This is a genomic window from Proteiniphilum propionicum, assembly GCF_022267555.1.
GTDB classification, from domain to species: domain Bacteria; phylum Bacteroidota; class Bacteroidia; order Bacteroidales; family Dysgonomonadaceae; genus Proteiniphilum; species Proteiniphilum propionicum.
Genome location: NZ_CP073586.1, coordinates 1,369,688 through 1,395,091, shown reverse-complemented (window position 1 = coordinate 1,395,091; position 25,404 = coordinate 1,369,688). Strand labels below are relative to the sequence as shown.

Sequence of the window (25,404 nt, the reverse complement as noted above, 5' to 3'; positions counted from 1 at the left end):
TTGTTCGGAACAATCACGCAGTACGATTTGTAGCGACGCGACGGTACTATTTTGTTCGACGCTATTGGATCCAGCATAAAGCGTGTGTTACAAATATTTGAGGTCTTGGCATAACTATATTTTGGCAGTATGACGAGATTACTGCCGAAATATAGTCAGGGATTTAGTTCAGTAATTTGGATAAATAAGGGAAGGAATAAGTTGAAAACTTAGCGACCAGCAAAGGGTGGCTTTGTAATCGGCAAAGTTTTCCGGTGAAATACGATTTCAGCGGAAGCGGAATTGGAGATTTCATCGGAAACCCAGAGGGCTTGACCTTGCAAGATTACAGTAAAAGCCACCGTACCTTTGCGGGGTTTTCATTTATCGAGGAATGAGAAGCGAATTAATCAGAGTTGAGGCTACAATGTGGTTTAATCGATTTTATCGACGTATTTGAATTTCTTACGACCGTCTTGTACTTCGATCTTCTGGATCTCTTTTAGCGGGATCTGTTTCTGATAATTGATAAATCTTGAACCATCTCCAAATACAATGGCATCCTGAACGTAAATCTGATCAAAGTAAAAATATGTCCGTTTATTATTCTTATCCGTGAAACGGATCTCAATAGATGGACTATTCTTCAACAAGAAAGGATTATTATTTTTGTCGACACATTTTATGTAATCAATAGGGTATGTTTCATAACTCACAACATCTCCCATGGGTCCTTTGGTGTAGACAGTTTTCAACTCGACGGAATCGATGTCTTTCATCTGTTCAGTAAAACTTACAACAGGAATAAAATAGGTCTTACAACCAGTAAGGATCAGAGAGAATAAAAGCAGGAATAATGATTTCGAGTGGATGGATTTCATGGTTCTAAAAGTGTAATAGTTTGAGAAAGCAGGAAGAAAATTATGTTTTGAACTACAAGTATAATTATTTATTTTGAGACAGGAGCTATACAATTTAGAATTTATTTTCCTACGGTAAGAATTTCATTGATGTCGGTGGTGAAATGTTTGGAAAGGTGCTCCTGGCGCATTTTGTGTTTGCGTGTGTCTTGTGTGGCGAGGCGAACCACATCTTTGTTATATTTCTGATTTAACCCGTCAATGGTCTTCATTAATTTTTTGTGTCTTGGATCTGAATTGAAAAAGAGCGATGGCTGGAATTCATTGGCATCGACAAAATCCGTCAACATGATCCCACCCCGCTTGAAATAGACGTTATTCTTGTAGATCTGTTTCAAACCCATGTTGGCAAACTTCACCAACTCCAGTGAAGAGTTAGTCGGGAAAGGCAATTTTATTAGAATAGATGGGTAATATTGCGTTTCATGCTCTTTGAAACGATTTGTTTCGAGAAAAACGACGATCCTTTTGCAAAGTGATCGCTGCTCCCTCAACTTCTCGGCACCCATGGCCGTGAAAGTAGTAATGCGCTCCCGCACCTCATCAAAGGTGCGGAGATCAGTCTCGAAGGTACGGGTTGTAGCGATACTCTTTTTCTTCTCCACGGGAAGCATCTCGATGGTCGGGATTCCTTTCAAATCTTTTTGAAGATTTAATCCGACGATCGTCATATTTTTCAGCACCCAGGATTCCGGAAGTTGCACAAAATCGATTGCTTTGTTGGCACCGATAGCATATAGTTTTTTCGCATTCCTTCTACCGACACCCCAGATATCCTCCACCTTCAACCATTTGAGGGCTTTAATCCTTTTCTCATCGGTATCGATCACATAGCTGCCACCAGTCTCGATCGGGAATTTCTTTGCGATCCGGTTGGCCAATTTGGAGAGTGCTTTAGTAGGCGCGATGCCGATACTGATAGGGATACCGGTGCCTTTCTCAACCCGAGACTTCATCTGCAGTCCATATTGTTGAAGATCCACGTTAATACCTTCGAGATTGAGAAAACACTCATCAATGGAATAGATCTCCTGTTGAGGACTGAAGTTGGAAAGCAAGCTCATCACCCGATGGCTCATGTCTCCATACAAAGGGAAGTTAGCAGAGAACACTTTTACATTATTCCTGCGAAAAACAGATTCATATTCAAACGCCGGAGCACCCATCGGGATGCCCAGGCTTTTGGCTTCATTGGATCGGGCAATAACGCAGCCATCGTTGTTCGAGAGAACAACGATCGGTTTGCCATTCAGCGAGGGGTTGAAAATCCTCTCGCAGGAGGCGTAAAAGTTATTGCAATCGATCAGTGCGTACATCAATGTTTGCGTATTGAATATTTGACAATGCCCCAGATGGTTACCCCCTGTTCATAGTTGACCTCGATAAGGGGAAAATCCTGGTTCGAAGGAACGAGGAAACATTTCCCATCTTTTACTTTAATGCGTTTTAGTGTGAATTCCCCATTGATAAAACAGAGAGCGATTTTATTTTCCTCCCACTCCAGGCTCTTGTCGATGATGAGCAAATCACCGTCGTTGAAATCGTTGCTCATGGAACTGCCGGTCACCCGGGCAAAAAATGTTGACTCCTTTTGATCGATCAGCAGTTCATCCAGGCTGATGTAATCGTGGAAGAAATCTTCCGCCGGCGAGGGAAACCCAGCCTGAATATCTCCGATATAGGGATATTTCTGTTCAGAGCTTTCAGGATGAATGAGTCCGATTTTCTGCGCGTTTAGTTCCTTTTGCATGAAACAAATGTAGACTTTTTCAACTGGACACGAAGAAAGTTTTTCATTAAAAAAGTATATTGTTTTGGCGGAATTAGCTTAATTATTCTTTCCTACTTCTTTATTCTGTTTCAAATAGTATAAGTTAGATTTAGTAGAACATTATCAAACAAAATGCGGCTGGAACGAAACAAGAAAACAGGACACGGAGCGAAGCGACGTGTGTTTTCTTGTCTGTTTTGGATTAAATGAGAATGTTTATAATATTTCATAACATCATTTGAGAAAGGTGGTTGAAATGTCGTGAACAGGTTATGCAGCCCTGAGCTGGAATGGAGCAAAGGAAAAACTGCGGAGCGCAGCGACGTGTTTTTTCCTTGCGGAGAGACAAGGCGCGAGCCGCAGCGAGTGGAGCGAGGGTGGTGGAAGGAGGGAGCCCGAAGCATGAGGGCGCCTGACGCCTACTGCCCCCAGCAGGGGTGGCGCACTTTTTGTTCAGAGGCATCGGAAACTGGCAATTGCTGAGTGAGTGAGGAAGGTGACAGGGTAAAGGTTTGATGATTTGGCTACAGCATATTAACACCTGACGAACGTAACAAAGCATTTGCCATTAAAAAGCTGAGCTGTGTGAATGAAGTGAACGAAGGAGTTGACGAGCGTAGCATAAGCGAAGCATAACGACTGAGTGAGCGAGAATGAACACAGAAAGGGCAAATTGAGCGAATGGAGCCTGCCAGGTGGTTGTCGAAACGAAGCATGAGTGAGCAACCACCTGGCCAGCGGAATGAGTGGTAACAGAGCGATGCGGTGTGCGTGCAGTGAGCGCAGGAGATTATCCGACCCGAAGCATGAGGGTCGGTAATCGACGGAGAGAATGAAACACACACGGCAAAAGCGACAGTGGTAATCGCTGGTGAGCGTAGCGGTGAGAGCGTAGCGAGAGATGAAGGCAGTCCGACCCGAAGCATGAGGGTCGGCAGCCGACAGAAAGAGAGCCGGAGCGAGCACTGCTGTTACGCGGCGGTGCAGTACAGAGAGAGCGATGCGGTATGAATGCAGTGAAAGGAGGAGACTGTCGAAGCGAAGTATGAGCGAGACAGCGACGTATTGAGCGGAATGAAAACGGCAAAGCGACATGATTAGAAAGGAACACCGGTGAAGAAGTGGAATGGTACATTTACAAAAAGTGTGACACCCCGATCAGCCCGAGCGATTCGCAGGCGAGCAACACAATCAGTGGCGGTTGCCCCCTTTCAAATAATGTATGAGCGTCAGCGAATACCTTATTGGGGATTTAAGGGGGCAAGAGTAGCCACGGGTGAGGATTGAGCGAACGATGTGCAACAAAACAAGCAGCCACGCCACGATGAGCACCAAACGAAGCGCAGCGAGTGTGCAGGAGCGGAAGAGTGAAGTGTGGCTGCGTTGTGTGCAAGGGTGGCGAAAAAATACTACCCGAAGTGGAGCGAGGTGTGGAGATTTTTTTCAAGCCACTTGCTTGCCCTTGCTCACATGTTTTGTGAACTAAGTGAGCGAATGACGAACACCTTATAACCTGTTCCGGTTGGACTTTGGGTGAAGGATCTAGAAACGGGATGGTGATGGACACTACTGCTGATTGATAACCGGGGAGACCGGTGGATGATTGTGATTAAGATGGAACCAGGGATATCGGTGGGGAATGGACCGGATCATGATTGGGATTAAGATGCGAGACGGACCGTCGGGGGATGTTGATAGGAACAGAAGTGGGTACATGGATTTCACTTCAGGTGAGGCAAAAACAGGATTTTGGAAAGTGAAAATAGAATCGGACTATTGAACAACAATTAGATATTGGGTATTAAATCCCAGAATATTGTTTTTGCCGGAGGGGTTGAAATGATGAGAGGAACATAAGTGGGTATATGGATCCTACTGTCGGTAAGGCAAAAACAGCCGGTGTGCCATAACAGAAATGGTTTTAGATTTGATTGTTGGATTCGGATTTTGGGTATAAATTTGAATATAAGAAGCTGTTTTTGCCGGGGGGATTCAATATTGTTTTTTGATAATGTTGTATCAGGTATAATCACGTCGAGAAAAGCACTTCTTTTTTAATCACCTACAGTTTAAAGTCAATTTAGGTGAAAACCTTTTCTTCCGGAACAAATCGATTGTATATATATTGTATTCTTCTATTTGCAGACTTCATTATGAGGTGAAACTATCGTATATTTGTCCAGTTTTTATGCAAATAAACTGGACATCTTGAATCACAATCCCGAGCTGTAACATCGTATAATAAATGAATTTTATTTTATAGTTTGGTTAGCTTTTTGAAGAGCGATTTAGTCCTTAAATTTTTTATTTTCATATAATTTATTGATTGCGACAATAGTGGAAAAAAAAGATTTGATTCTGTTTTTCCCATCAACCATGTTAATCAAATCAGGAAATTCGTCATGGATGATTGATTCGCAAATAGCAGCTATTCTATCCATCTCATGATATCTTTTAGTGTAAAAGAATTGTTTCAAAAAAGTACGAAAGTCAGTAATTTTAATAAGCTCAGCCTGCTTCTCTTCAGCAATTAATTTAGAGAGGTATAGAACGAATTCTCTGAAATTGAATATCTTTTCCAATCGCCGGCTAATCAGATAGAAACTCTTCCATTCGAAAAAATAGCGTTTACGATAACTTGGATAAAACCATCCGACATCCCCGAGCATAAAATGGGTACTTTCATACAAAGTAGCCAAAACAAAAGTGACAAATTGTTTTGTGAATGGCACTTTTTCAGAAGTTTGGATCCATTGTAACAGTTTATTATCCACATGAATAAAATCGGAATGCTGTTTGCATGAATAGGTGTTCAACTGGTACTCAAGAAAATCTTCTTTATAAATCTTTTTTATATTGTCGTGAAGTTTTGACGGCAGAATTTTATTTATCTGACGGATACGTTCTCTAGAAAGAGAACATTCTGATAATTCTACAGAAAGATGATCCGCTGAAAAATCGATATATCTGAAATTATCATTGAAAAAAAGTGATCTCTCAGAGTGAGAAAGTATTTTGCGGAATCTGGCGAGATAAAAGATCGACTTGAAAATTGGTATACCCTGGGAAAAGTCATAATCGAAAGTGATAAGCTGTAAATCCTCCTCTTCTATTCCGTAAAAACGTTGTAAGTAGGTGATATACAATTCACGTAATAGCTCAGTATCATTGAACAGAGTGATAATATCGATATAGTTATTGATCTCATGAGTCAGGTATTTCAATTCGATAGCAGCATATATAATCTTACCTTTTCATTATCAATCGGTTAGGAAAGTGTTGATTTTCGCAGGTAACGAGTTGGTAATGGTTCTTTCGACAGTTGTTTGCATTGTTCTACGTTGTCAGATAACCACCAATAAAGGTAATTATTTTTTTGTTTTAACCATGTCTTTTGAACCAATATTTTATACTCATCATATCTAGATTAATTTAGTTTGATATTTGTTCTAAATTAAAATGCATGTTCTTGACAACAGGTGAATTTGATATAAAAAGTAAAGCCTTTATTTAACTAGGATTTCTCAAAAGACGGAAATATCTTAAATATTGAAATCCGAAGTGCTTAGAAACTCCAAACCTGCTGATTCCAAAATCATAGGATTAAAAGAAAGTAGCATCATGCGCCTTTACTTTAAAATCGGATTTAATGAAAATTTATTGCCGGTTTCATATTATTGATTACATTAATTCGTTACTTTGCAATAATTTTGAACATTATGACGAACAAGAGCGACAAGTATAATTATATACAAATTGATATAGATTCTCTATACAATCAGTATGTCGATGATTTATATAGCTATGCACAGAATCTCGGATTCAATCACCAGTTGATAATGGATGCTATTCACGATATATTTTGTAAAATATGTATCAACAGCAAAATACTGGACAATGTGCAAAATATAAAATTCTATTTATTTCGGTCACTTAAAAACAGGCTTCTCGACATCGACAAAGCCCAAAAAAAATATATTGACTTCGATAACGAATATATTCAGAATCCCATACCCTTTACTTTGAAAGTAACAATAGAGGATGAGTTGATAGACAGAGAAGAGCAACTAAGCCTAGAAAAGAAGATAAATAATATACTGAATGTTCTCACCAATCGTCAGCGCGAAATAATTTATCTTCGATTTATACAGGGCTACGACTATGTGGAGATATCCAATTTGATGAATATAACCGTTCCTGCGTGTCACAAACTGATGTCGAAGACATTGGCTAAATTGAAAAGTGAAAACTTTTCACCCCTTATTTTCTTTCTTATAATCTCGGTAACTACTCAGGTGCCCTTTTTCTGACCAATGATGAAGAATGTCGCAGGGTTGTCGAGATCCTGTTGTAACTTTTTTTGAATTTTTCCTCATGCCGCTATCCATGGATTGAAATTGTTATATATCAGCTTGTTGAGGGATATTTGGAGGGTATTGCAGGGCTCCAAAAATTTTTGGAATGACCCTCCGGGATAAGAGGCGCAGGTCTCGCCAAAACGCCTGGGAACAGCCTTTAATCCATTGATGCCCAAATCATTATATTTGCACATGTCCATTATTTTTTCGACCTTTGTGGAGGTATGAAAAAGAACTTTAATACAGGACTTGGAAAGAGTGTCGAGGCAGACCGGGTAAAGCTCTCCCGGCGGCGCAGGCAGATCCTTCGGGAACTCGGCCTTTGCGAAGAGCTTGACTCCACAGAACTGGCAGAGCGGCTGCTGGTGCAGGCGAAGATCAACAGGGCTCTTGTCAAAACCCTTGAGGAGAAGGACAGGGAACTTGCGCGGATGGATCTTATTCTTTCTGTCCGTGACAGTGAAATAAAAGTCAAAGAGGCTCGTATAGCCGAGCTTGCATCCCGTGTTGCCGAACACGGGGTGGCAGGAAACCCGTCATCAAGACCAGCACGAACAGCAGCGTTCCGCCCTCCGGGAATCCAATTGGCATCCGGCATACACAGTCCCGGCGCAAGCCTTCCGGCAGGAAGTCCGGTGGGCAGAAAGGCCATTCGGGGAGCACCCTGCTCCAATCCGAGAATGTAACGGAAACCCAACAGTGGTACCCCGTCCCGGTGTGTCCAGAATGTGAAAAGCCGCTGGAGATGGATTCTGCGATCGTCTGCGCCACACGCCAGGTGGTGGACATTCCGCTTCCGGTTGCGGCCACGGTTGTGAACCACATGACGATGCAGGTCAAGTGCTCCTGTGGGCATTGCTGCAAGGGACAGTTCCCGGAAGAGGTGAACGCTCCCGTATCCTTCGGCCCCAACATCATGGCGATGACATCCTACCTCAGCACTTACCAAAATGTTCCGTTCAAGCGACTCACCCATCTGTACGAGACCATCTTCGGACTCCACATCAGTGAAGGCTCTGTATCGAACATGCTGAACGCCATGCGGAAATTCTCCAAAACGCCCTACGAAATGATACGTCAGAAAGTTGCAGGTGGAAAGGTTGCCGGGGCGGACGAGACCGGGATCAACGTGAACGGGAAAAACAACTGGCTCTGGGCTTTCCAGAATACCGTGGCCACCTTCCTCGCCTTTGGCAGCAGCAGAAGCCATCATGTCATCAACAAGCACTTTACCCGGGAAGAACGGGGTAATAAGGTATGGGTCACTGACCGGCTTCCGGCTTACTTCATGGGAGAGGTGGGGATGGAGGATCACCAGATATGTATTGCCCATCTGTTGCGGAACCTCACCTACACGATGCAGGCCTTTCCGGATGATCCATGGAGCCTCGACATGCTCGACTTGCTGCGGGACTCCGTCCATCATCGCAATGAAAATGACATTGGAGAAGCGGTCAGGAAAGATATGGAAGAAAGACTGGACAAACTGCTCGAAAGGCCTCCGGTTTACACGAAAGAAGAAGGGGGGAATACCGAACTTGACAAACTCAAAAAAGGCATTGCCAAACACCGGGACTATATCTTTACCTTCCTCGCCAATCCAGCTGTTCCTCCCACGAACAACGACTCCGAGAAGGCATTGAGACCGGCCAAGACCAAATTGAAAGTCAGCGGGTGCTTCCGCTCCGAGGAAGGAGCCGGGAACTATGCTACCGTTGCCTCCGTCATCCAAACAGCGGTCAAGAACGGACAGAACCCCTATGAGGTCCTTCGGGTTATTGCATCCCTTGCTAAAGCGTAGTTTCGAGTATAGCATAGTTATTGACGAGTAGTCAGGACTCTCTGTCTATGACAGGGGGTACCTGAGTAGTTACAATATAATGTTAAACCTGTACATTGCATATTGCCAAAAGTTGTACATTGTAAGTTTGCTAATTACAGAAGTTTAATTAACTTAAATATGAAAGAAAAGAAGATCTCATATTAAGACTATTTTTTTGACTCAAATATACTTAATGGCATCTTGGCAATGTAAATTGATGAATTTTTGGTTTCGTGAGTTGAGTAATAACTCACCCATAGTTCATCTTCAGCAATCTGAAAACCTGTATAGCTGTTGTCGCCACCTGAGGGTAATACATAAACTTCTTCAAACTTTTCTGTTCCTTTTCCTGTTAGCAATACTGTTTTCGGTATTGATGTGTAATGTGATCGTGTTCCCATAATGGTTGTGTTATCATCCAAGAAAATAAAATCTGGTCCACCAAGACGAATATCCATATCTTTCCACTCCCAATTTACATATGGATAGTTGCTTTTCCCCCAGCATCCAATAATATCACGTCTTACCATAATATACATTTTATCATCCGAGTCAAAGCGTATTGTAGCTTCATTTGGAAAATTTGGAACTTCAAGTTTTGAAACAAACTTATAGTTAATACCGTCTTTGGTCGAGAGTAAAGTTAAGTATGCCTCTCTATCTGCTGTCATAGAATACATCGCTGTATAACCAATATTCTTATGCCAGGTAACTCTCCAAATCCAATCTTTACCGTTACCGGCATCATCATGAATTTTTACCGGTATTAGGTCAGAAAAGCACTCACCATCATCACTAAATACAACCATTGGATTTCTACCTGTTAAATTCCAACCCTCATAAATTGAACCGCCAATAGTTACCATGAGTCTGTGGTCGGGAGTAATTGAAAGTTTAGGATCTCTTAAATCGTAGTTATCTTTTCCGAAATAAGCAACTGATTTCCAGTTTTTTCCATCAATAGATTTTAAAATACGAACTTTTCCTTCAGCTTTTCCTGAAGAGTCAAAGATATGTGTCTCTCCTTCTCTGAAAGAGCAGTAGTAGGCATCTTTAAACTTAATTAATGAGGTGAACGCGTTATGTTTACCATTATCCCATATTTTTTTTACTGTAACACAATTAGTTTGTGCCATTAAATTTGATGAAAAAAAGAGTATTAATACAATTAAATATTGTTTTCTCATATACTTGCTTTTTTGTTATTTATTTTCACTATTAACCGACAAAACCTGCGTTTTGCCGATCCCTTTTTATAATTATCAGATATCTATATTGTTATAATTTCATTTTTTGTTTTCATAAAACCTACCCCCTTTAAAACAACGACATTTGTATGGCCGTGGGACTTTTGTTCCGTCTTTTTCCCCGTTTAGTGTATGCCTTTCTGCCTTCGGTCACCACCCAAGCCAACTCCAAATGACTTATCAGGTGTATCCTTATCAAAGCTGCAATAGTTGAGAACGCTTTCTTGCTTTCATTCACCACCTGGATGACTTGAAGCAACAAATGTGCGATCAACGTGCACCAAACCTGCGTTTTTATACCATTCTCCGTATCCGAATAGAAAAAATGCAGTTGAAAGTTCTGTTTCAATTTTTTGAACGATAGCTCGATAGTCCAGCGATACTTGTAAATCAAAGCAACCTCTTGGGGCGTTATCGACCAATTGTTGGTTATGAACTTATATTTTCGTTTCTGCTCATCTTTATAATGAACCAATCGCAAACAAACCGTTTTTACCTGCTTATCTTGTTTGTAATCCAAATGGATGTGTTCGACCTTGTAAACGCCGAACTCTTCTTTGGAGAGCGTCCTTTCAAACAAAACCTCCTGCACCTGCACTTTGGCATTATCCTTCAAGCGACAAACAAAATTCACGCCCTGTAGTGTCCATTCAGCAAATTGCAGGTAGTAATTATATGCCTTGTCAAAGACCAACATGCTACCCCTTCCGGGATTTAAATGTGCCAGGAACTTCTTGTCATGCATTTTTGCCTCGCTGATCTTGGCAAAAACGGCCGTCTCCGTGTGCACGTCGGTCAGCATGTGTACTTTCATGCCTCCTTTTTTCTTGCCTTCACCCTTGGGGTTGCGTCCCACCCCTTGCATCACTTGTGAAAAAAGGGTCATCGTGGTGGAATCGAAAGCGTAAAACTCATCGAAACTGACGTCTTTTTTTCGGCTGACCGATAAAAGCGGACGAAAATAGGATATCAGGGCAAAATAATATAGCCTGAAAAGTTCTTCATCACGATCACGCAAAGCGTCGCCCGCCGTGCTCTTTGCAGGAGCCACGTCCATACCAAGGTAATTCAGCTTCCCACCCAATGCCCGCATCCCGTCACAGACTTCCCCCATGGAATCGCAACGTGAAAAGATGCCGAAGAGCATCACTATAAGCTGTTCCCAAGAAAAAAATGTTTTATAGTAACGGTCGCTCCCGCACTTCGACACCAAGAGATCAAATTCATCTTTTGGCAACATTTTCACAATTTGTTTGAACAGTGGCTGACCGACTAAATTTTTTGACTTATCTTTGCCCATGGTTGGAAATTTAGTTTTTAGACAATCCAAATTTACAACTTAGGGACGAGACTTCGGTTAAGTCCCTATCTTTTTTGCGCCTTATTTTTTAGTCGGTCAGTACTGATTTATTTTATTTTCGATATAACTTAAAATTACTCCTATTAGTATACCTCCTATTAAAGAAAGTGTCATAATCCATAAGGAAGATATTCCGAATATTTCAAAAAATGCAATTAAAATTGCGATTACTAACGATAAAATTCCAGCTATAGTTGTCGATTTATCAGTTGAAAAAGGAACGAACAATGCCAGAAAGAATAGAACAAAAAGAGGTGCCACTATTAAATTTACAACCTTTTGTACAACATCAAACAAATTACCTGTAATATAAGACAGTAATAAACTTGATAGAGCCACAAGTACTCCAACAAATAAAGATGTTTTTTTTACTAATTTTAAGTCCGTAGTTTCGGAGTGCTTTTCTCCCTTTCTGTTAATTATTTCCTCAGAAATTACTGCTGAACTTGAATTTAGACCAGAGGATAAACTTGACATAGCTGCCGATAGAATACCTGCAGCAATCAAACCTGTTAAGCCAGAGGGAAGCCCAATTCTTATATATAAAGGGAATAATGAGTCAGCATTATCAAACATAGTTCCACCATCTTCGATCAAGTTCGGGTTATAGAAAAAAAATGTCATTACACATAAGCCTGTAACAGCTAATAATATCTGAATGATTGTGGAACCCCAAAGCGAAATCTTGTATGACTTTTTAGCAGACTCCACATCCTTTGTTGACAGATATCTTTGTATGGCAATTTGGTCTGACCCAGATGTACATACCTGCCAAACGAGAGTCATAATGAGAATATTTCCTACGGTCATTCTCTTAATAGGATTGATCATATATTCAACAGGCTCCCAATGAGAATAAATTGATGATTTGAATATAGATTGTTCCAAGCCCAAATGGTTAATTATAAAAACTATTGTAAGAATTAGCCCAAAAAACATTATAAAAGACTGAGCTACATCTGTTTTAACCACTGCTTTAATACCTCCCATTGTTGTATATGCTATGGTGAGCAGAGATAATATAAAGCTTATTAATGGAACAAGAGAACTGTTTAAATTAAAAATCGGAACAAATGCAATCTCAATCGTTGCATAAATGATTGTTGCCATCCATAAAAATCGTAATGCCAGGAAGAAAATAACAGCTAACTTCCTACTCTTAGCACCTAATTTTATTTCCAAAATTTCATAGGCACTTTTTACGTTCATTCTCATAAACTTCGGAATCAGAAACTTGCCTATCATCCAATTGGCTACAGGAAAAGCTAATACGCCTACTAAAAACACATAACCATATTTTATCATTTCGCCGGGATATGAAAGATAACTTAACGTGCTAAAGAGCGTAGCAAACAGAGATATACCAATCATAAAAGGATTCATTGATTTTCCTCCTAAAATATAATCCTCTGCTGTTTTATTTTTCTTCGAAGTAAAAAATCCTAATAACAACATAAGAATTAAATATCCTATTATAATTGCCCAATCAAAGTATGTTAGCTTCATGTTTATTTTTTCTTTTCGTAATTGTTACAAATAGAGATGTATTATCTAATTCTATTTTGGGTTTTAATCAACTAATAAGATTTTCTATCCGGACATAAATTGCGACTATTATTTCTACTCATTACAGGTATTGATGTAAAATATTAAGCTTTCATCTTATCCAATCGAACTCCATTAGGTCACTTTCAAGTGACTTTATTTCTTCAGAATTCAAATTCCTTAATGGTAATCTGCAAGGTCCACAATCTACACCTAATAAATTAAGTATTGCTTTTATACTTACAATTGTGTTCTCATATTTCAGCAAGAGCTCAATAAATTGATTTGCTTCATATTGTAATTCCATTGCCCCTGATAGATCCCCTTCTTTATATAAAGCAAGAATTCTGTCGAATATTGAAGATGATACATTATATGAAGTCCCAATACCACCTTTTTCACCCATAGTTAATCCCAACAGTAGGCTTTCATCATGCCCATGTAGAATGTCAAATCTTTTATTCATAAAATTAATACACATTTGCTCCTCCATTGTGTTATATGACGTATACTTTAAGCCATTCAAATTAGGTATAACTTTGTGAGCCTCACCTAAAAAGTCAACCATGCTTACATGAACACCTGAAACTATCGGAATATGATAATAGTAATAAGGGGTATTAGATGCTCTCGCTGCAACCTGTTTGTTAAACTCCACTAATTCCTTAGTGCCTTGTGGTGGCAAATAAGATGGACCCATACACGATATAGCATCAGCACCAAGTTCTTCTGCGTGCGATGCCAGTTCTCGAGCCACCTTTATACTGGTACTTCCAACATGAACTAAAATTTTCAAATCAGTAGAATACTTCATCCATTTTTCAACTATTGCTTTACGCTCATTAACATCTAAAAGCAATCCTTCACCAGTAGTGCCGTTTACAAAAACTCCTTTTACTCCTCTTTTTATTAAAAAATTTGAATAGTTATCTATACCTTTCAAATTAATTTCTCCATTTGCAGTCATAGGAGTTACGGCTGCAGCAATCAATCCTTCAAACTTAGTTAATCTCATACTAAATGTTTTTTTGCCTTTGTTCTTTAATATATAAATGATAGGCCAGTAAATGCCTTTTGATTACATCTTCATACTTTTTTTGATCTCCTGACTCTAAGGCATCAATTAAGTCAGAATGCGATGCGAACAATTTCTCATCTCTTATTTTTTTATTGTATATGTCAAATTCAGAATGATTTTTTTGAATGAATTTGTAAATTGGTATTATAATTTGCTGTAGCTCGTTTATGACTTTATTGTCCGCAACTTTATAAATACGTGAGTGAAATTCTATTTCTTCATCTGCCGAAAGTCTAACATAAACATTACTCGTTATTGTATTTGGTATTATCTTTCGCAATTCTGATATGTCCATTTTGTTAATGTTTTCGAAAATGATCGGAACTATACCTATCTCTAATATATACCTAAGTTCTAATAGATCAGTAATTTTGTTTTCACTTAATAGTTTCGGATTAATTATTCGATTTAAAATATGTTTAAGACTTGGCTCTCGCATAATTATACCATTTCTTTTCCTACTTTCTATTAAGCCAATTGATTGTAGCCTGCTTAAAGCTTCTCTGATTACATTACGGCTTACTTGCAACTTTTCTGCAAGCTGACTCTCATCAAAAGGGAATTTATCCCCTGGCTGGAGGTCAGAACCTTTAATAAAATCCATTATTGCTTCTTCAGCTAAATCTACTAAAGTTGTTGTCACTTTACTTATTTCTAAACTTTTCATATCCTTTATTTTAGGGTCCCACACTACATATCTCCTACATATTAACAATACAAACATATGATTTTTTTTATATTGTTAAAACTTATAAGAAGCTAGAGAAAGTCAATACTGTGCTTTGTATAATTAAATTACAACTCCTGATTTAAACAGTTTTACAATTTCATCCCGAGATTTATTTTCAAATTTCAGGTATCTGCGACCGCTAACGGGTAGAATAATTTGATCATGAGCCATATCTATAGTCTCAACTACATTAAATTCTTTATATAGTTTAACCTCACTCTTTTTCACATCCAATAAAAGTTTGCTTTCTCCCGAAATATGCCAAAATAACACATACCAATGTCCTTTACGATTGAACGTAAATGCTCTGACATCTCGATTATTATCAGCAATATTATTAATTTGGAATACAGGAACAAGTTCAAATTCTCCATTTTCATTAATAAGCAAATGATGTTCCTGTGTGAGATCTTTCAGCATCTCTATATGTTCATTTGAAAGCCAGTTTTCACTTCTCACCTTTTCCCATCGCTTGATAACTTCCAAATTATCTTTTGTTCTTGGATGATCTGCTAAACGCTGCAAATTTGATTGTAATGAAATCGGACACTCCCATGATGCAGCACGACTTGTTGCATACTCCAATATATCTGGTTGAGTACCTATTGTGTTGTTGCTGGGAAGAATATAGTTGAGCCATCCGAAATTTATTCGTGTAAAGTCTTTTCTCATGCGTGGAGCTTGTTCTGCCGGATACTTAGCTATAGAATACTTTACCTTTTCAGGTGGAAAAGTATCGAAAGCATTTCCACCACTAAGCATGTGCCAACTAAAATGACTTTTTGCAGCTCCTTCAGCAAATATAGGATTCGGTTTTAAACGTTTAAATACACGGTATTTCGCTAATGGAATCGTGAAATTGAACGGTGGATTAACACCTTCTGCTCCATCAAAGTAAATGAACTCAAAGCCTGCATCGTACATGTCTGCGATCTCTTCTGCCACTTCATCCTGCAAACTGGTTCTTTGATCAATATATACACTATTAGCTCCAAATTCACTAATATCCAAGAGGCCAATGGGTGAACCAATATTGAGACTGTTTACAGTAGTTCTTTCCACACCTCTTTTACAGCCTAAAAACATGTATGGTGGCGATGTCGTATAGCTTTCATAAGAAATCAACTCGGTTCCTGCTTTGAGTACCCTACATCCTTCGGCCATAGTTATACCTTCAGGGTTTTGATCTACGTATATTATTGAATCTTTCTCTCCGATAGGTCTTGAAAGATTAAATGATTTTAAAATATTAAGCCTGTAATCCGGTACAGGAGTCACATATTTGCTGGATAAGCCAATATTTGAATGCAGAAAATGAACACCAGGAATAATACCCTCCTCTTTAATTCTGTTTAGCATGCTTTCAAGGTCCTGCTTTCCATTAGGAAAAAACTTTTTATTATATTCATAATTCCCTATTTTACGTAACCCAAGCTGATCCTCAAAACTAAAAAAATAAATAAGCATAAGTCTAAAACCACCCATCTTTGCATATTGTAAGTGCCTTTCAAGAGTTGTTGGATTAAGATCTGCCGCCCAATAATAAGAAGCATTTATGAGCTTATTCTTGCGGCTCTCTACTCCTTTCGGAAGGTTAAAATCTTCTTCTATTTGAGCTATATTCTCAAGCAAGTGATTTGTTGCAGAAGCAATAAGAGCTGCTCCGGTGTCAAAAAATTTTATATCCTTAACAACACTTGCCTTTAAAATATAATATTCCTGCTGTTCTTCTGAATCAATTTGTGTATACTCATCTGTAGATAAAATATTTACAGCAACATCATCATCCCAAACTACGTTCAGCCACTCTCCAAAGTTAGCCCTTTTAATAATGGGTAATTGAAGAAGACACACTTCTGTAGCTGGGGGTGGAGTAATTTTCATATACGAAGGATAAGCATTTGATTCAATTATGAAATCCTTAAGAGAAAATCGTATGTATTGAGGTGATATATCAACAGAGATGATGGCCTGATAAGGCACTAATTCAAAGCCTACTACTAGATTGTTGTCATCTTGCCAGAAAACAGTATCAGCTCGATATGTATTTTTCTTATTTGGGTATGCCAGTTTCAACTCATTGTTGTAGGGGCGCTCCTGAGTTACAGTAAAAGCTTTGATACCTGTTCCTGACATCAATACTTCTTTACCAAAAGACTTAAGCAAAAGACTTTTAGCTTCAGCATTTTTCCCAATTGTTAAAATAAAACTTTCATTTTCTATTATTATATCATTATCGTTATTTGCATAAACGACAAATATTGCACAGATTAATACAAATGACGTAGCAATAATTTTGTATATACTTCTACATTTCATATTGAATTTCTTTTTTAATATAATTCAAGCGGGAAGGGGAGGTCCGTTTATATAACCTGCTTCCCGCTTTAATCAGTCTTACTTATTATTAAATATTTACTTAGGTATTAACTCCTCCTCAAAGTATGTGAGAGCACCAGTTGTAGCTAAAACTCTCATATTGTTGATGTAAATTGTTCCAGTCTCCGGGTCAAAATTACTCTCTATTTCAGTATTGCTTATAGAGTAGGATAATGTAGGAGGCGTACCAGTAAACGATGCTCCGGTGATATCAAACGAATTATCACTTTTCAAAGTTAGAAAGTACTGAAAATTTGCAAAATCTGTTGCCATTCCAAAACTGCCAAAACGGTCACAAATAAGAGTTTTAGTGTCATTGTTGGAGAGCCAAAAATGCTTGTCTATTACGTTACCTGCAGGAGAATTTATGCCGTAGGCAGTTTTGTTTCCCGGAACGCCAGTCGCACTCACATCCAGTCTGTATCCTATTGTAGCTGTATAAGTTACAATCTGGCTTTCTGAGAAGGATGACGAGAGTGTGTCAATTGACTGATCGGGTGCGTAGAGAGATGACATATAGATCATGTCTGAAGCATTCCACAACCTGTTGCCAACATCAGTAAGTGTAATGCTGGTCTGGCTTGGATCAAGATTTAGTTCTACAAGTTCACCCGAAGTATATTTGTTGTAACGAATTACTACACCAACACTACCACTGCTATTTATCCAGTTTAATTCAACAGTTGCCGATTTGGTATTGGTGTTATAATCATTCACTTTGATTGATGATACTAAGGGTGGTCTCAATCCACTCTTGTAATGATCTCCCAATGATGAACCCCTCACAGAAGCAACAAGTGAGGCTTGCCCTTTACTATTCCTATTTTTAAGTTCAAAATTGTAATCACCTTCCGGTAAGTTGTCAATAATTATCGAATCTTTTTGTTTAGCGCTCGAAATTCTCTCAAAAGGTTTAACAATTGAGTCGTTCCTCATGTTCCAATATATGACAGTTTCACTTATATCAGGATCACTGTTATTTACCCATGTCAATTTTACCCGTTCCAGTCCTGAATATATATTCAATGAATCGGGTTTCCCAAGGTAGACAGATTCTCCCCAATCAAGATAATCCTGATGAATATCATTCATATCGTCACAAGCACTAAATAAGAGAATGAGTAAAATGGATGTTAATATATTTTTTTTCATTTTATTCAATGTATTAAATTATTCTTGATTCACTGTGTTATCCCCAAAGAAACTGAGCTCAGCTATCTGAAAAATTGCACCAGGCGTTGGACTTCCTTTGTCTGTCGAGCGTGGGAAAAAGCGTATATATCTTACAGGTCCCACATCAATAGGGATATCTAATGGTTCTCCTTGTAGTGCACGATTCATAATATCTGTTGGAGTAGCACCCTTTAAATCCAGTCGTTCCACTTCATAATATCCAAGATATACCCAATCGTCTTTAAAAGTATAGTCTGGTATTTCAAGTCCAGGATTAAAAGTGTTCCAATCCTGATGCTCATCAAGCCAGTACGCGCGGTCAGACAGTCTTGCAGGATCTATTTCAGTAGTACCCCACATCTCAAAAGAAAGAACATTGTTTACGGCATATACATCATTATGGTTGTTAGGCCTCATACGTGGCCATATAGTCATTCGACTCAGTTTATACACTTGTTTTAAGTCTATTGTGAAAGCACAAAGTTGAGGATTTGCTGCTGTTGGTGTTGTTGTCAGCCAACTATCATCTCCCACTATGTTGTTAAACAGTCTTGGCCAATTAAAAGTGGGATTTTGTGTAGTAATGTCAAACGGAATTGTTTGCCTCATATCCCCAAAAGGCTTAGGTACCTCTGTTTCAAAAAATGGAGTAGTTGTATAAAATATAGTATCAGATACATTTCCCCATTTATCTTCAATTGAAACTGCAAAAGTTGTTTCTTCACTTTCAAATCCTCTGAAAGTATGATTTTCTTTCTCGAAGCTGGAGAAAAACATATCTTTGTTTTTAATCTCATCGTTCTCTTTGACCATAAGCCTCACTCCAAGCTCAGTAGAATTCAAATTCTCCCATGAAACCACAATTCCACCAAAACCTGTTGAAACATCAAGTGTTTTAAAAGCCAAGCTTAAAGGTGATTCGAGTGGCTCAAAGACAATTTGGATTGGGTCAGACTTCATTTCCTCTCTATTAACAGTATACAGAATAGCATCAATAGGAGTTGTTACATTAAATCCTTCAATTGTAATGCTATTATTATAAAATGAAGAGCGTTCGGTAAATATCTCACCATCTCTCTTATATTCAGCTACAACATATAAAATATCCGATTCTGGAGGCAGAGTATAAGTAATTGTAGCACCTCCATTAATAGGCGAAACTTTGTAATCAGTTAATTGTGCAGGTTTCACCTTTATCTGTTCGTTCTGTTCGCAGGCAATCAACAAACAGACAGTTAGTATAAGTAAAATTTTCTTCATAAAATCAAATGTTATTAGTTACAAATCTACCAGCCAAAAGTCTGTTCCAAGTTATTGTTAATTCTTAAATCATAAATACTTATCGGCCAAAGATATTCTACTGGAGAAAAACTTCTTGGTTTACCAAGATTAATTACTTGGTAATACTCATCGAGAGTTCTGCCTTTCTGGTTCCACCCTCTTGGTGCACGTGTCCAATATTCATCTCCCAGTTTCCATCTTCTTATATCCCAGAATCGTTGACCCTCAAATGCAAGTTCTATCATGCGCTCTTGTTGAATTATTTTTCGCATCTCAACCTTATCAAAAGGTCGGTTGGGGTTCAAGGAGCTACTCCATGAATTAACTACTCCGGGTAGTCCTACATTTTCACGTACCTTGTCTATGTATACATAAACTTCATCATTCGGGCTGTCGTAATATTCATTCGCAGCCTCACTATGCAGCAAGTATAGGTCTGCAAGTCTTATTAATGGAAATCTATAGTCGTAACCTTGATAATTATTACTTGAAGAGCCACGACTTAAAGAGGTTTCAAATGCAATAAGTTTTTTAACAGAATAGCCTGTCTCATTTGAGAGATTACCAGCTTCTCCAGCTCGAAGTGTGAGATAACGGCTAAAAGAACTTCCAAAATTGTTCGAAGTGGTAGATAATTCAAAATATCCTCTGTCAAATCCAAGACTTGCATAAAATCGCGGTTCTCTATCAAAGTTTAGTGCTGCAGTAGCTTCTCCCACAGGAATATAGTGCTCATTATTATCTTCAGTAGTGCTATAGCGTATGTTGTATCTACTTGAATAATCCCATGAAGGATCTTCGTAAATAGGTATTCCATTTCTGGTATAAAAGAGCTCAGCCATATCAAAAGAGGCGTAGCAGTATGAGGTTGGACCTTTTCCTACATCCTGACTATACATAATAGGAAATAAAATCCATTGAAAATTAGCCATTGCGGCATACGTTGGAATGATGTTGTTTTTATTTCCGAACGTTTCCATACTCGACCAAATTACTCCACTATTCCATTTCTCAGTAATGCCTTTTCTTGTGTTCATAAGAATAGAGATACTCTCGTTCATATTAAACTGTCCATCTGCATCTTTATTGTACTTATATAATTGATGACCAGCACTGTGAGCAACATCAATTGCCTCTTCAATCGCGTCTAATGCTATCTTCCACTTCTCATTGTCATAAGAGTTTGATACTAACTGTACGCCTCTTTTGTCTACCCATCCACTATAATCACTATTTCCATTGAAGAGTGGGCTTGCTGCTAATGTCAGAGCTTTTGCTTTTACAGCTAATGCAATTGGTTGTGTAATACGTCCATCCTCCTGAATATTATTAGTAATTGTCAAAGGTAGATCAGAGAGAGATTCATCAATAAGCTCAACAATATAATCAATACACTCATCAAATGGCTCTCGATATACTTTAATTGCTTCAGGAGAATCATAAAGCTCGAAGTTTTCTTTGATCAGCGGTATGGGTCCGTACAGCTGTAAAAGGAAGAAGTGATAATAAGCTTTCAAAAACTTCACTTCCGCAATCCATCGGCTTCTTTCGGTCTCATCAATATCTTTTGGTATATTGATATTTTCGAGGAAAATATTGCAATCTCGTATAGCATTAAACATGCTTCGTCCACCATTTTTTCCAGACCAATAATCCATTAGAGGACTGTTGCTGTTTTGATTCCCTCTACGTATCTCTGTAGATGGAGCCGATTGTGTATGTTGATTTGATTCTCCACCAATAAGATAAAATTCATCGTTGGTATTCAAATGTGCGGGATAATGGTATGGGTTTGTCGGGTCGGGTAGATGTTTATAGCATGTAAATAGATATCTTTCGCTCATTGCCCTGTTAGCAAATGCATGATCGAGCGTAGGAGTATCATCAGGAACAACATCCAAGAACTGATTGCATGAAATAATAGTAATCATGAATGACAGTATAAATGCTATTTTTGATAAATTTTTCATATAATTTTTTCTTTATAATTGTTGTATCAATAATTTGAGAATTTCATCTCAATATTTAAAAATTAATATTTATTCCCAGATTAAATACCCTTTGTAGAGGATATCCTAATCCATTCCCTGCCATCTCCGGATCCCACATTTTAAATTTCGACCATAAAAATAGATTCGAACCACTGGCATAAAATCGAAGCATGTCAATATTTAATTTATTTGTTGTGCTTTTTGGAATCGTATATCCTATTTCGGCCGATTTGAGTCGCATAAAACTTCCATCTCTCAGCCACCATGTACTTCTTTGCGAATTATTACTAATCTCATATTCCGATAGTCGAGGCCAAAAAGCATTTAAATTTCGGTTGTTTTCTGACCAATGGTCATTTGCAATATCTTGTAATAATGCACGTTGCCCGTTATTTACAAAGGGAGTTATTGCAGATGGATTAATAAAGAATGAAGATCTTGTTGAACCTTGAAAGAAACATGAAATATCTAAATTCTTATATCCCAAAGTAAATCCGGTACCATAAATAATTTCCGGAACAGTAGGATATCCAATTGGAACCATATCATCTGCATTTATCGCTCCATCTCTATTGATATCCTTATATTTTATATCACCTGCTCCATATTCACCAAACATTTGTCTTGGAGAGTTTTCTACCTCTGCTTCATCAATAAATAGTCTCTCTGCAATAAGTCCATACTCTTGTGATAATTTTCTTCCTATTCGAGACTTCCATGGTGCATCGGTGTAATCGGGCTCCTCGTACTCAATAAATTTACTGGATGCGTAAGTGAAGTTTCCATTAACTATTAAAAACATATCTTTATTGAAGCTTTTTTGGTATTTCACCTCAGCCTCAAAACCTGAACCTTCGGCCACTCCAACATTAGCTTGAGGAGTTTGTATTAATCCCATAGTACTCGGGATATCTGTCCTTGTTTGTAAAATATTTTCTCTTCTTTCTACGAAGTAGTCTGCAATAATATCAAGATCATTTAAAAGTGTAAGATCAATACCCAGGTTTAATTTGTGAGCAATCTCCCATGTTATCATATCATTAGCATATCTATTTATACTAACGCCAGGGCGTGTATACCCTCTGTCGGTACCAAAAGTATATCCTTCTGAGTTAAGGTTTACTTGTGAAAGATAGAAGAAGCGGTCTCTCAAGTATCCAATTTGGTCGTTTCCTACTAAACCATAAGTAGCCCTGAGCTTAAGAGAAGACAGCTGATTCTGAATACCCTGCATAAACTCTTCGTTAGTTATCATCCATCCTGCTCCAACAGAAGGGAAGAAACCGAAACGGTTATTTTTTGAGAATCTTTCTGAGCCGTTATATCCAAAGTTTGCCTCAAAAAAGTAGCGTGAATCGTAGCCATAAGTAACCCTGCCTGCAGTAGAAATATTTCTTTTTGGTAGTGACTCCTCAATTGTTGTAACTTCAGTATCTGTTTCACTACGCAAAGAACCAACAAGAAGAATACTTAGGTCGTTCTTATCATTTATAGTTGTGTTGTAACCAGCCCGAAATTCACCATATACATCAGATGTAACACTTTTTCCACCAAAGTTGTAATTCAAATACTCAGTTCCAGTATCTGGGTTGAAATTAATTAGTTCATATGAACCATCTGCCGTTTCTAATGGAGCATAATAAAAGGGGTTGTAAGAACGTTGGAGGTCATAGTAAGAGTTTCTTTTAATATTAAACAGACTTCTTACAAAAAATCCCTGTAATGCCCCAGTGAACTGATGATCTATCTCAACTTGTGAAAACATCATAGATGTTTTAGACTCCTTGAAACCACTCACTATCTCAGCAAACGGATTGGTGTAGGTAGAAGCAGTCTCTGCCGCACCAAATAGGATATGATTTGTAAACTCATTCTTATCGTCTTTCGGGTAGAAAGGCAGGAAGCGCACCGGTGTAGCATTTCGAGCCATATTGAAAGCAGAAGCACCACCAAGTCTGGGACCTCGAGTATCATCAAATGAACCATATGCTCTCACTACTGCTTTAGTGTTAGGTGCTAGTTTAATGGTAATGTTGGAGCGAAGTTGGAACCTAGTTATGTCTATGTTATTATTGAACTTATTCTGTTCATTTTCCTTAAAAATACCAGTATCATGTTGATAATTAGCTGCAATATAATATTGTACAGCACGCCCTCCTCCAGATAGGTTGAAATTTAATCGCTGATTTGATGTGCGATCTTTAATCAAATAGTTATACCAATCTACTGAAGGATACCTGATAGGATCAGTTCCAAGTTCTGTATTATATATTTTATTAGAAGAGTAGGGTAGTGCAACCATAGGATTTCGAGTTCTTACAGCTTCATTGTGAAGTTTCATATAACTAATCGGATCGGCCAGTTCAACCAACTCCGAGTTCGACGACGAAGATACCTCACCCCTTACATTAATTGAGAGTTTCTCACTCTGTCCTTCCTTAGAAGTCACAAGGATTACCCCATTCGCGCCACGTGCTCCATATAAAGCGGCAGAGCTTGCATCTTTCATTACAGAAAATGATTCTATGTCGTCAGGGTTGATTCTTGCAAGATCATTAGGACTCATTTCTATACCATCAATAAGAATCAAAGGATCCTTTTTACCCCCTGCACTGAAACTTGTAATACCTCTAATAAAGAACTCTGCATTATCAAGTCCGGGCTCACCCGATCTCTGATATGAAATAATACTCGCCATCCTACCTGCAAATGCCGTAGTTAAGTTACTTGAGGGAACAACAAGTTCTCCCGGATTCACGGTTGAAATTGAGCTTACTAGGCTCTCTTTTTTTTGTTTTCCAAAAGCAACCACCACAAGTTCATCTAATTCCTCAACATCTTCATTAAGTGTGAGAGTAATTTTATCAATATCGCCAGCTCTTTTTTCCAGACTTATATATCCAATAAAAGAGAAAACAATAATGTCGTTTTCGTCGCATTTTAAAGAATACCTACCTTCTGTGTCGGTTATAGTTCCAACACCCTCTTTTCCTTTTACCATAATCGATACACCTGGAAGAGGAAAGCCATCTTGATCTATTATCCGTCCACTGATACTTATTGCTTCCTTTGAACCTTCAGTTTTTAAAATTTCGTTGCCTGGCAACATCGGAAAAGCAGACAAAGAAGCAAAGTATGGTGTAAGGACCAAAACCATAAAAATTCTCAAAAGATGAGAATCGCATCTCCTGTTTTTTTTCATACTTGATTTATTTACTTTCATGATTAATAAAATATGACATTGTACATAGTCAAATTAATTTTTTAGTTGTTCGGTAAAATTTACTAATGGTGTTTCCTTTTGTTTATCAAAAAATTCTTCATGTTCACTTTTATATTTTAGGTTATGTTTATGCTAGTACGTATCTTGAAATACTATATGTCCTACATATAAACAGTGCAAATATATGCATATGTTTACATTATCAAGCAATTTAAAAGTTAAATAATGCAAATACCGGGTTGTGTGATTAAATATTGAAGATAATTGTGAAAATAAATTATTTAAAGCCATTGGTATTGTTTGTAACTACTCAGGTTCCCTTTTCCTGACCAATGATGAAGAATGTCGCAGGGTTGTCAACATCCTGTTGTAATTTTTTTGAATTTTTCCTCATGCCGCTATCCCTGCATTGAAGTTGTTATATATCAGCTTATTGTGGGCTATTTGGAGGGCATTGCAGGCCCTCAAAAAATTTTGGAATGACCCTCCGAAAGAAGGGGCGCAGGTCTTGCCAAAATGTCTGGAAACATCCTTTAATCCGCTGGTG

19 protein-coding genes are annotated in these 25,404 nt (G+C 38.3%); 3 read left to right on the top strand and 16 right to left on the bottom strand.

From position 1 onward, the window contains the following. Positions 1-413: 413 nt before the first annotated feature. The 3 genes from KDN43_RS05480 to KDN43_RS05470 all read right to left on the bottom strand — a co-directional run bounded on the left by KDN43_RS05480 (position 414) and on the right by KDN43_RS05470 (position 2,649). Positions 414-860: a hypothetical protein gene (locus KDN43_RS05480; RefSeq protein WP_238868654.1), complete on the bottom strand. Its 447-nt coding sequence runs from the start codon at positions 858-860 to the stop codon at positions 414-416. Positions 861-961: 101 nt separating this feature from the next. After that, a complete protein-coding gene (locus KDN43_RS05475) occupies positions 962-2,215 on the bottom strand; it encodes a Y-family DNA polymerase (RefSeq protein ID WP_238868653.1) in 1,254 nt (417 codons plus the stop codon). After that, entirely contained in the window at positions 2,215-2,649 is a 435-nt protein-coding gene (locus KDN43_RS05470; RefSeq protein ID WP_238868652.1) for a LexA family protein, read from the bottom strand. The genes KDN43_RS05475 and KDN43_RS05470 overlap by 1 nt, the downstream gene beginning before the upstream one ends. A 282-nt stretch (positions 2,650-2,931) precedes the next feature. Here KDN43_RS05470 and KDN43_RS05465 point away from each other — a divergent pair, with 282 nt between their 5' ends. Continuing rightward, complete coding sequence (locus KDN43_RS05465) at positions 2,932-3,153, top strand: hypothetical protein (RefSeq protein ID WP_238868651.1); 222 nt, start codon at positions 2,932-2,934, stop codon at positions 3,151-3,153. A 41-nt stretch (positions 3,154-3,194) separates the two neighbouring features. Here KDN43_RS05465 and KDN43_RS05460 read toward each other — a convergent pair whose 3' ends face one another. Beyond that, on the bottom strand, positions 3,195-3,596 hold the full coding sequence (locus KDN43_RS05460) for a hypothetical protein (protein WP_238868650.1): 402 nt from the start codon (positions 3,594-3,596) through the stop codon (positions 3,195-3,197). Positions 3,597-4,958: 1,362 nt separating this feature from the next. After that, the gene (locus KDN43_RS05455; protein ID WP_238868649.1) at positions 4,959-5,894 is read right to left on the bottom strand and encodes a hypothetical protein; all 936 of its coding nucleotides are present in this window, start codon (positions 5,892-5,894) and stop codon (positions 4,959-4,961) included. A gap of 495 nt (positions 5,895-6,389) precedes the next feature. Here KDN43_RS05455 and KDN43_RS05450 point away from each other — a divergent pair, with 495 nt between their 5' ends. Next, positions 6,390-6,980, top strand: coding sequence for an RNA polymerase sigma factor (locus KDN43_RS05450; protein WP_238868648.1), 591 nt, complete (start codon positions 6,390-6,392; stop codon positions 6,978-6,980). A 62-nt stretch (positions 6,981-7,042) separates the two neighbouring features. On the opposite strand, the gene KDN43_RS05445 is transcribed toward KDN43_RS05450, so the two are convergent. Next, positions 7,043-7,222 carry a hypothetical protein gene (locus KDN43_RS05445; RefSeq protein ID WP_238868647.1) on the bottom strand — a complete coding sequence of 60 codons (180 nt, stop codon included), beginning with the start codon at positions 7,220-7,222 and terminating at the stop codon, positions 7,043-7,045. A 305-nt stretch (positions 7,223-7,527) separates the two neighbouring features. Between KDN43_RS05445 and tnpC the strand changes: the two genes are divergently transcribed. Then, entirely contained in the window at positions 7,528-8,829 is a 1,302-nt protein-coding gene (gene tnpC, locus KDN43_RS05440; RefSeq protein WP_327065913.1) for an IS66 family transposase, read from the top strand. Between the two features lie 188 nt (positions 8,830-9,017). Here the strand turns inward: tnpC and KDN43_RS05435 are convergent, their stop codons facing one another. From KDN43_RS05435 to KDN43_RS05390, 10 genes are all read right to left on the bottom strand, one after another. Then, positions 9,018-10,037, bottom strand: a complete 1,020-nt coding sequence (locus KDN43_RS05435) for a hypothetical protein (RefSeq protein ID WP_238868646.1) — start codon at positions 10,035-10,037, stop codon at positions 9,018-9,020. Between the two features lie 130 nt (positions 10,038-10,167). Next, positions 10,168-11,397 (bottom strand): IS4 family transposase, encoded by a 1,230-nt coding sequence (locus tag KDN43_RS05430; RefSeq protein WP_071135906.1) that lies wholly within the window; start codon positions 11,395-11,397, stop codon positions 10,168-10,170. Positions 11,398-11,493: 96 nt separating this feature from the next. Then, the gene (locus KDN43_RS05425) at positions 11,494-12,963 is read right to left on the bottom strand and encodes a sodium:solute symporter family transporter (RefSeq protein ID WP_238868645.1); all 1,470 of its coding nucleotides are present in this window, start codon (positions 12,961-12,963) and stop codon (positions 11,494-11,496) included. 151 nt (positions 12,964-13,114) lie between these two features. After that, on the bottom strand, positions 13,115-14,017 hold the full coding sequence (locus tag KDN43_RS05420; protein ID WP_238868644.1) for a dihydrodipicolinate synthase family protein: 903 nt from the start codon (positions 14,015-14,017) through the stop codon (positions 13,115-13,117). 1 nt (position 14,018) lies between these two features. Beyond that, positions 14,019-14,747: a FadR/GntR family transcriptional regulator gene (locus KDN43_RS05415; protein WP_238868643.1), complete on the bottom strand. Its 729-nt coding sequence runs from the start codon at positions 14,745-14,747 to the stop codon at positions 14,019-14,021. A 123-nt stretch (positions 14,748-14,870) separates the two neighbouring features. Continuing rightward, entirely contained in the window at positions 14,871-17,129 is a 2,259-nt protein-coding gene (locus KDN43_RS05410; protein ID WP_238868642.1) for a hypothetical protein, read from the bottom strand. Positions 17,130-17,225: 96 nt separating this feature from the next. Beyond that, the gene (locus KDN43_RS05405) at positions 17,226-18,341 is read right to left on the bottom strand and encodes a DUF4998 domain-containing protein (RefSeq protein ID WP_238868641.1); all 1,116 of its coding nucleotides are present in this window, start codon (positions 18,339-18,341) and stop codon (positions 17,226-17,228) included. An 18-nt stretch (positions 18,342-18,359) separates the two neighbouring features. Further along, positions 18,360-19,622, bottom strand: a complete 1,263-nt coding sequence (locus KDN43_RS05400) for a DUF5126 domain-containing protein (RefSeq protein ID WP_238868640.1) — start codon at positions 19,620-19,622, stop codon at positions 18,360-18,362. Between the two features lie 26 nt (positions 19,623-19,648). Then, positions 19,649-21,613, bottom strand: coding sequence for a RagB/SusD family nutrient uptake outer membrane protein (locus KDN43_RS05395; RefSeq protein WP_238868639.1), 1,965 nt, complete (start codon positions 21,611-21,613; stop codon positions 19,649-19,651). Positions 21,614-21,668: 55 nt separating this feature from the next. Then, positions 21,669-24,836 (bottom strand): SusC/RagA family TonB-linked outer membrane protein, encoded by a 3,168-nt coding sequence (locus KDN43_RS05390; protein ID WP_238868638.1) that lies wholly within the window; start codon positions 24,834-24,836, stop codon positions 21,669-21,671. Positions 24,837-25,404 lie beyond the last annotated feature (568 nt).

What these genes read in the sequence shown, in the direction of transcription:
- KDN43_RS05480 (WP_238868654.1), bottom strand. Translation starts at nt 860, where the DNA reads ATGAAATCCATCCACTCGAAATCATTATTCCTGCTTTTATTCTCTCTG.
- KDN43_RS05475 (WP_238868653.1), bottom strand. Translation starts at nt 2,215, where the DNA reads ATGTACGCACTGATCGATTGCAATAACTTTTACGCCTCCTGCGAGAGG.
- KDN43_RS05470 (WP_238868652.1), bottom strand. Translation starts at nt 2,649, where the DNA reads ATGCAAAAGGAACTAAACGCGCAGAAAATCGGACTCATTCATCCTGAA.
- KDN43_RS05460 (WP_238868650.1), bottom strand. Translation starts at nt 3,596, where the DNA reads ATGCTTCGGGTCGGACTGCCTTCATCTCTCGCTACGCTCTCACCGCTA.
- KDN43_RS05450 (WP_238868648.1), top strand. Translation starts at nt 6,390, where the DNA reads ATGACGAACAAGAGCGACAAGTATAATTATATACAAATTGATATAGAT.
- KDN43_RS05445 (WP_238868647.1), bottom strand. Translation starts at nt 7,222, where the DNA reads ATGTGCAAATATAATGATTTGGGCATCAATGGATTAAAGGCTGTTCCC.
- KDN43_RS05435 (WP_238868646.1), bottom strand. Translation starts at nt 10,037, where the DNA reads ATGAGAAAACAATATTTAATTGTATTAATACTCTTTTTTTCATCAAAT.
- KDN43_RS05430 (WP_071135906.1), bottom strand. Translation starts at nt 11,397, where the DNA reads ATGGGCAAAGATAAGTCAAAAAATTTAGTCGGTCAGCCACTGTTCAAA.
- KDN43_RS05425 (WP_238868645.1), bottom strand. Translation starts at nt 12,963, where the DNA reads ATGAAGCTAACATACTTTGATTGGGCAATTATAATAGGATATTTAATT.
- KDN43_RS05420 (WP_238868644.1), bottom strand. Translation starts at nt 14,017, where the DNA reads ATGAGATTAACTAAGTTTGAAGGATTGATTGCTGCAGCCGTAACTCCT.
- KDN43_RS05415 (WP_238868643.1), bottom strand. Translation starts at nt 14,747, where the DNA reads ATGAAAAGTTTAGAAATAAGTAAAGTGACAACAACTTTAGTAGATTTA.
- KDN43_RS05410 (WP_238868642.1), bottom strand. Translation starts at nt 17,129, where the DNA reads ATGAAATGTAGAAGTATATACAAAATTATTGCTACGTCATTTGTATTA.
- KDN43_RS05405 (WP_238868641.1), bottom strand. Translation starts at nt 18,341, where the DNA reads ATGAAAAAAAATATATTAACATCCATTTTACTCATTCTCTTATTTAGT.
- KDN43_RS05400 (WP_238868640.1), bottom strand. Translation starts at nt 19,622, where the DNA reads ATGAAGAAAATTTTACTTATACTAACTGTCTGTTTGTTGATTGCCTGC.
- KDN43_RS05395 (WP_238868639.1), bottom strand. Translation starts at nt 21,613, where the DNA reads ATGAAAAATTTATCAAAAATAGCATTTATACTGTCATTCATGATTACT.
- KDN43_RS05390 (WP_238868638.1), bottom strand. Translation starts at nt 24,836, where the DNA reads ATGAAAAAAAACAGGAGATGCGATTCTCATCTTTTGAGAATTTTTATG.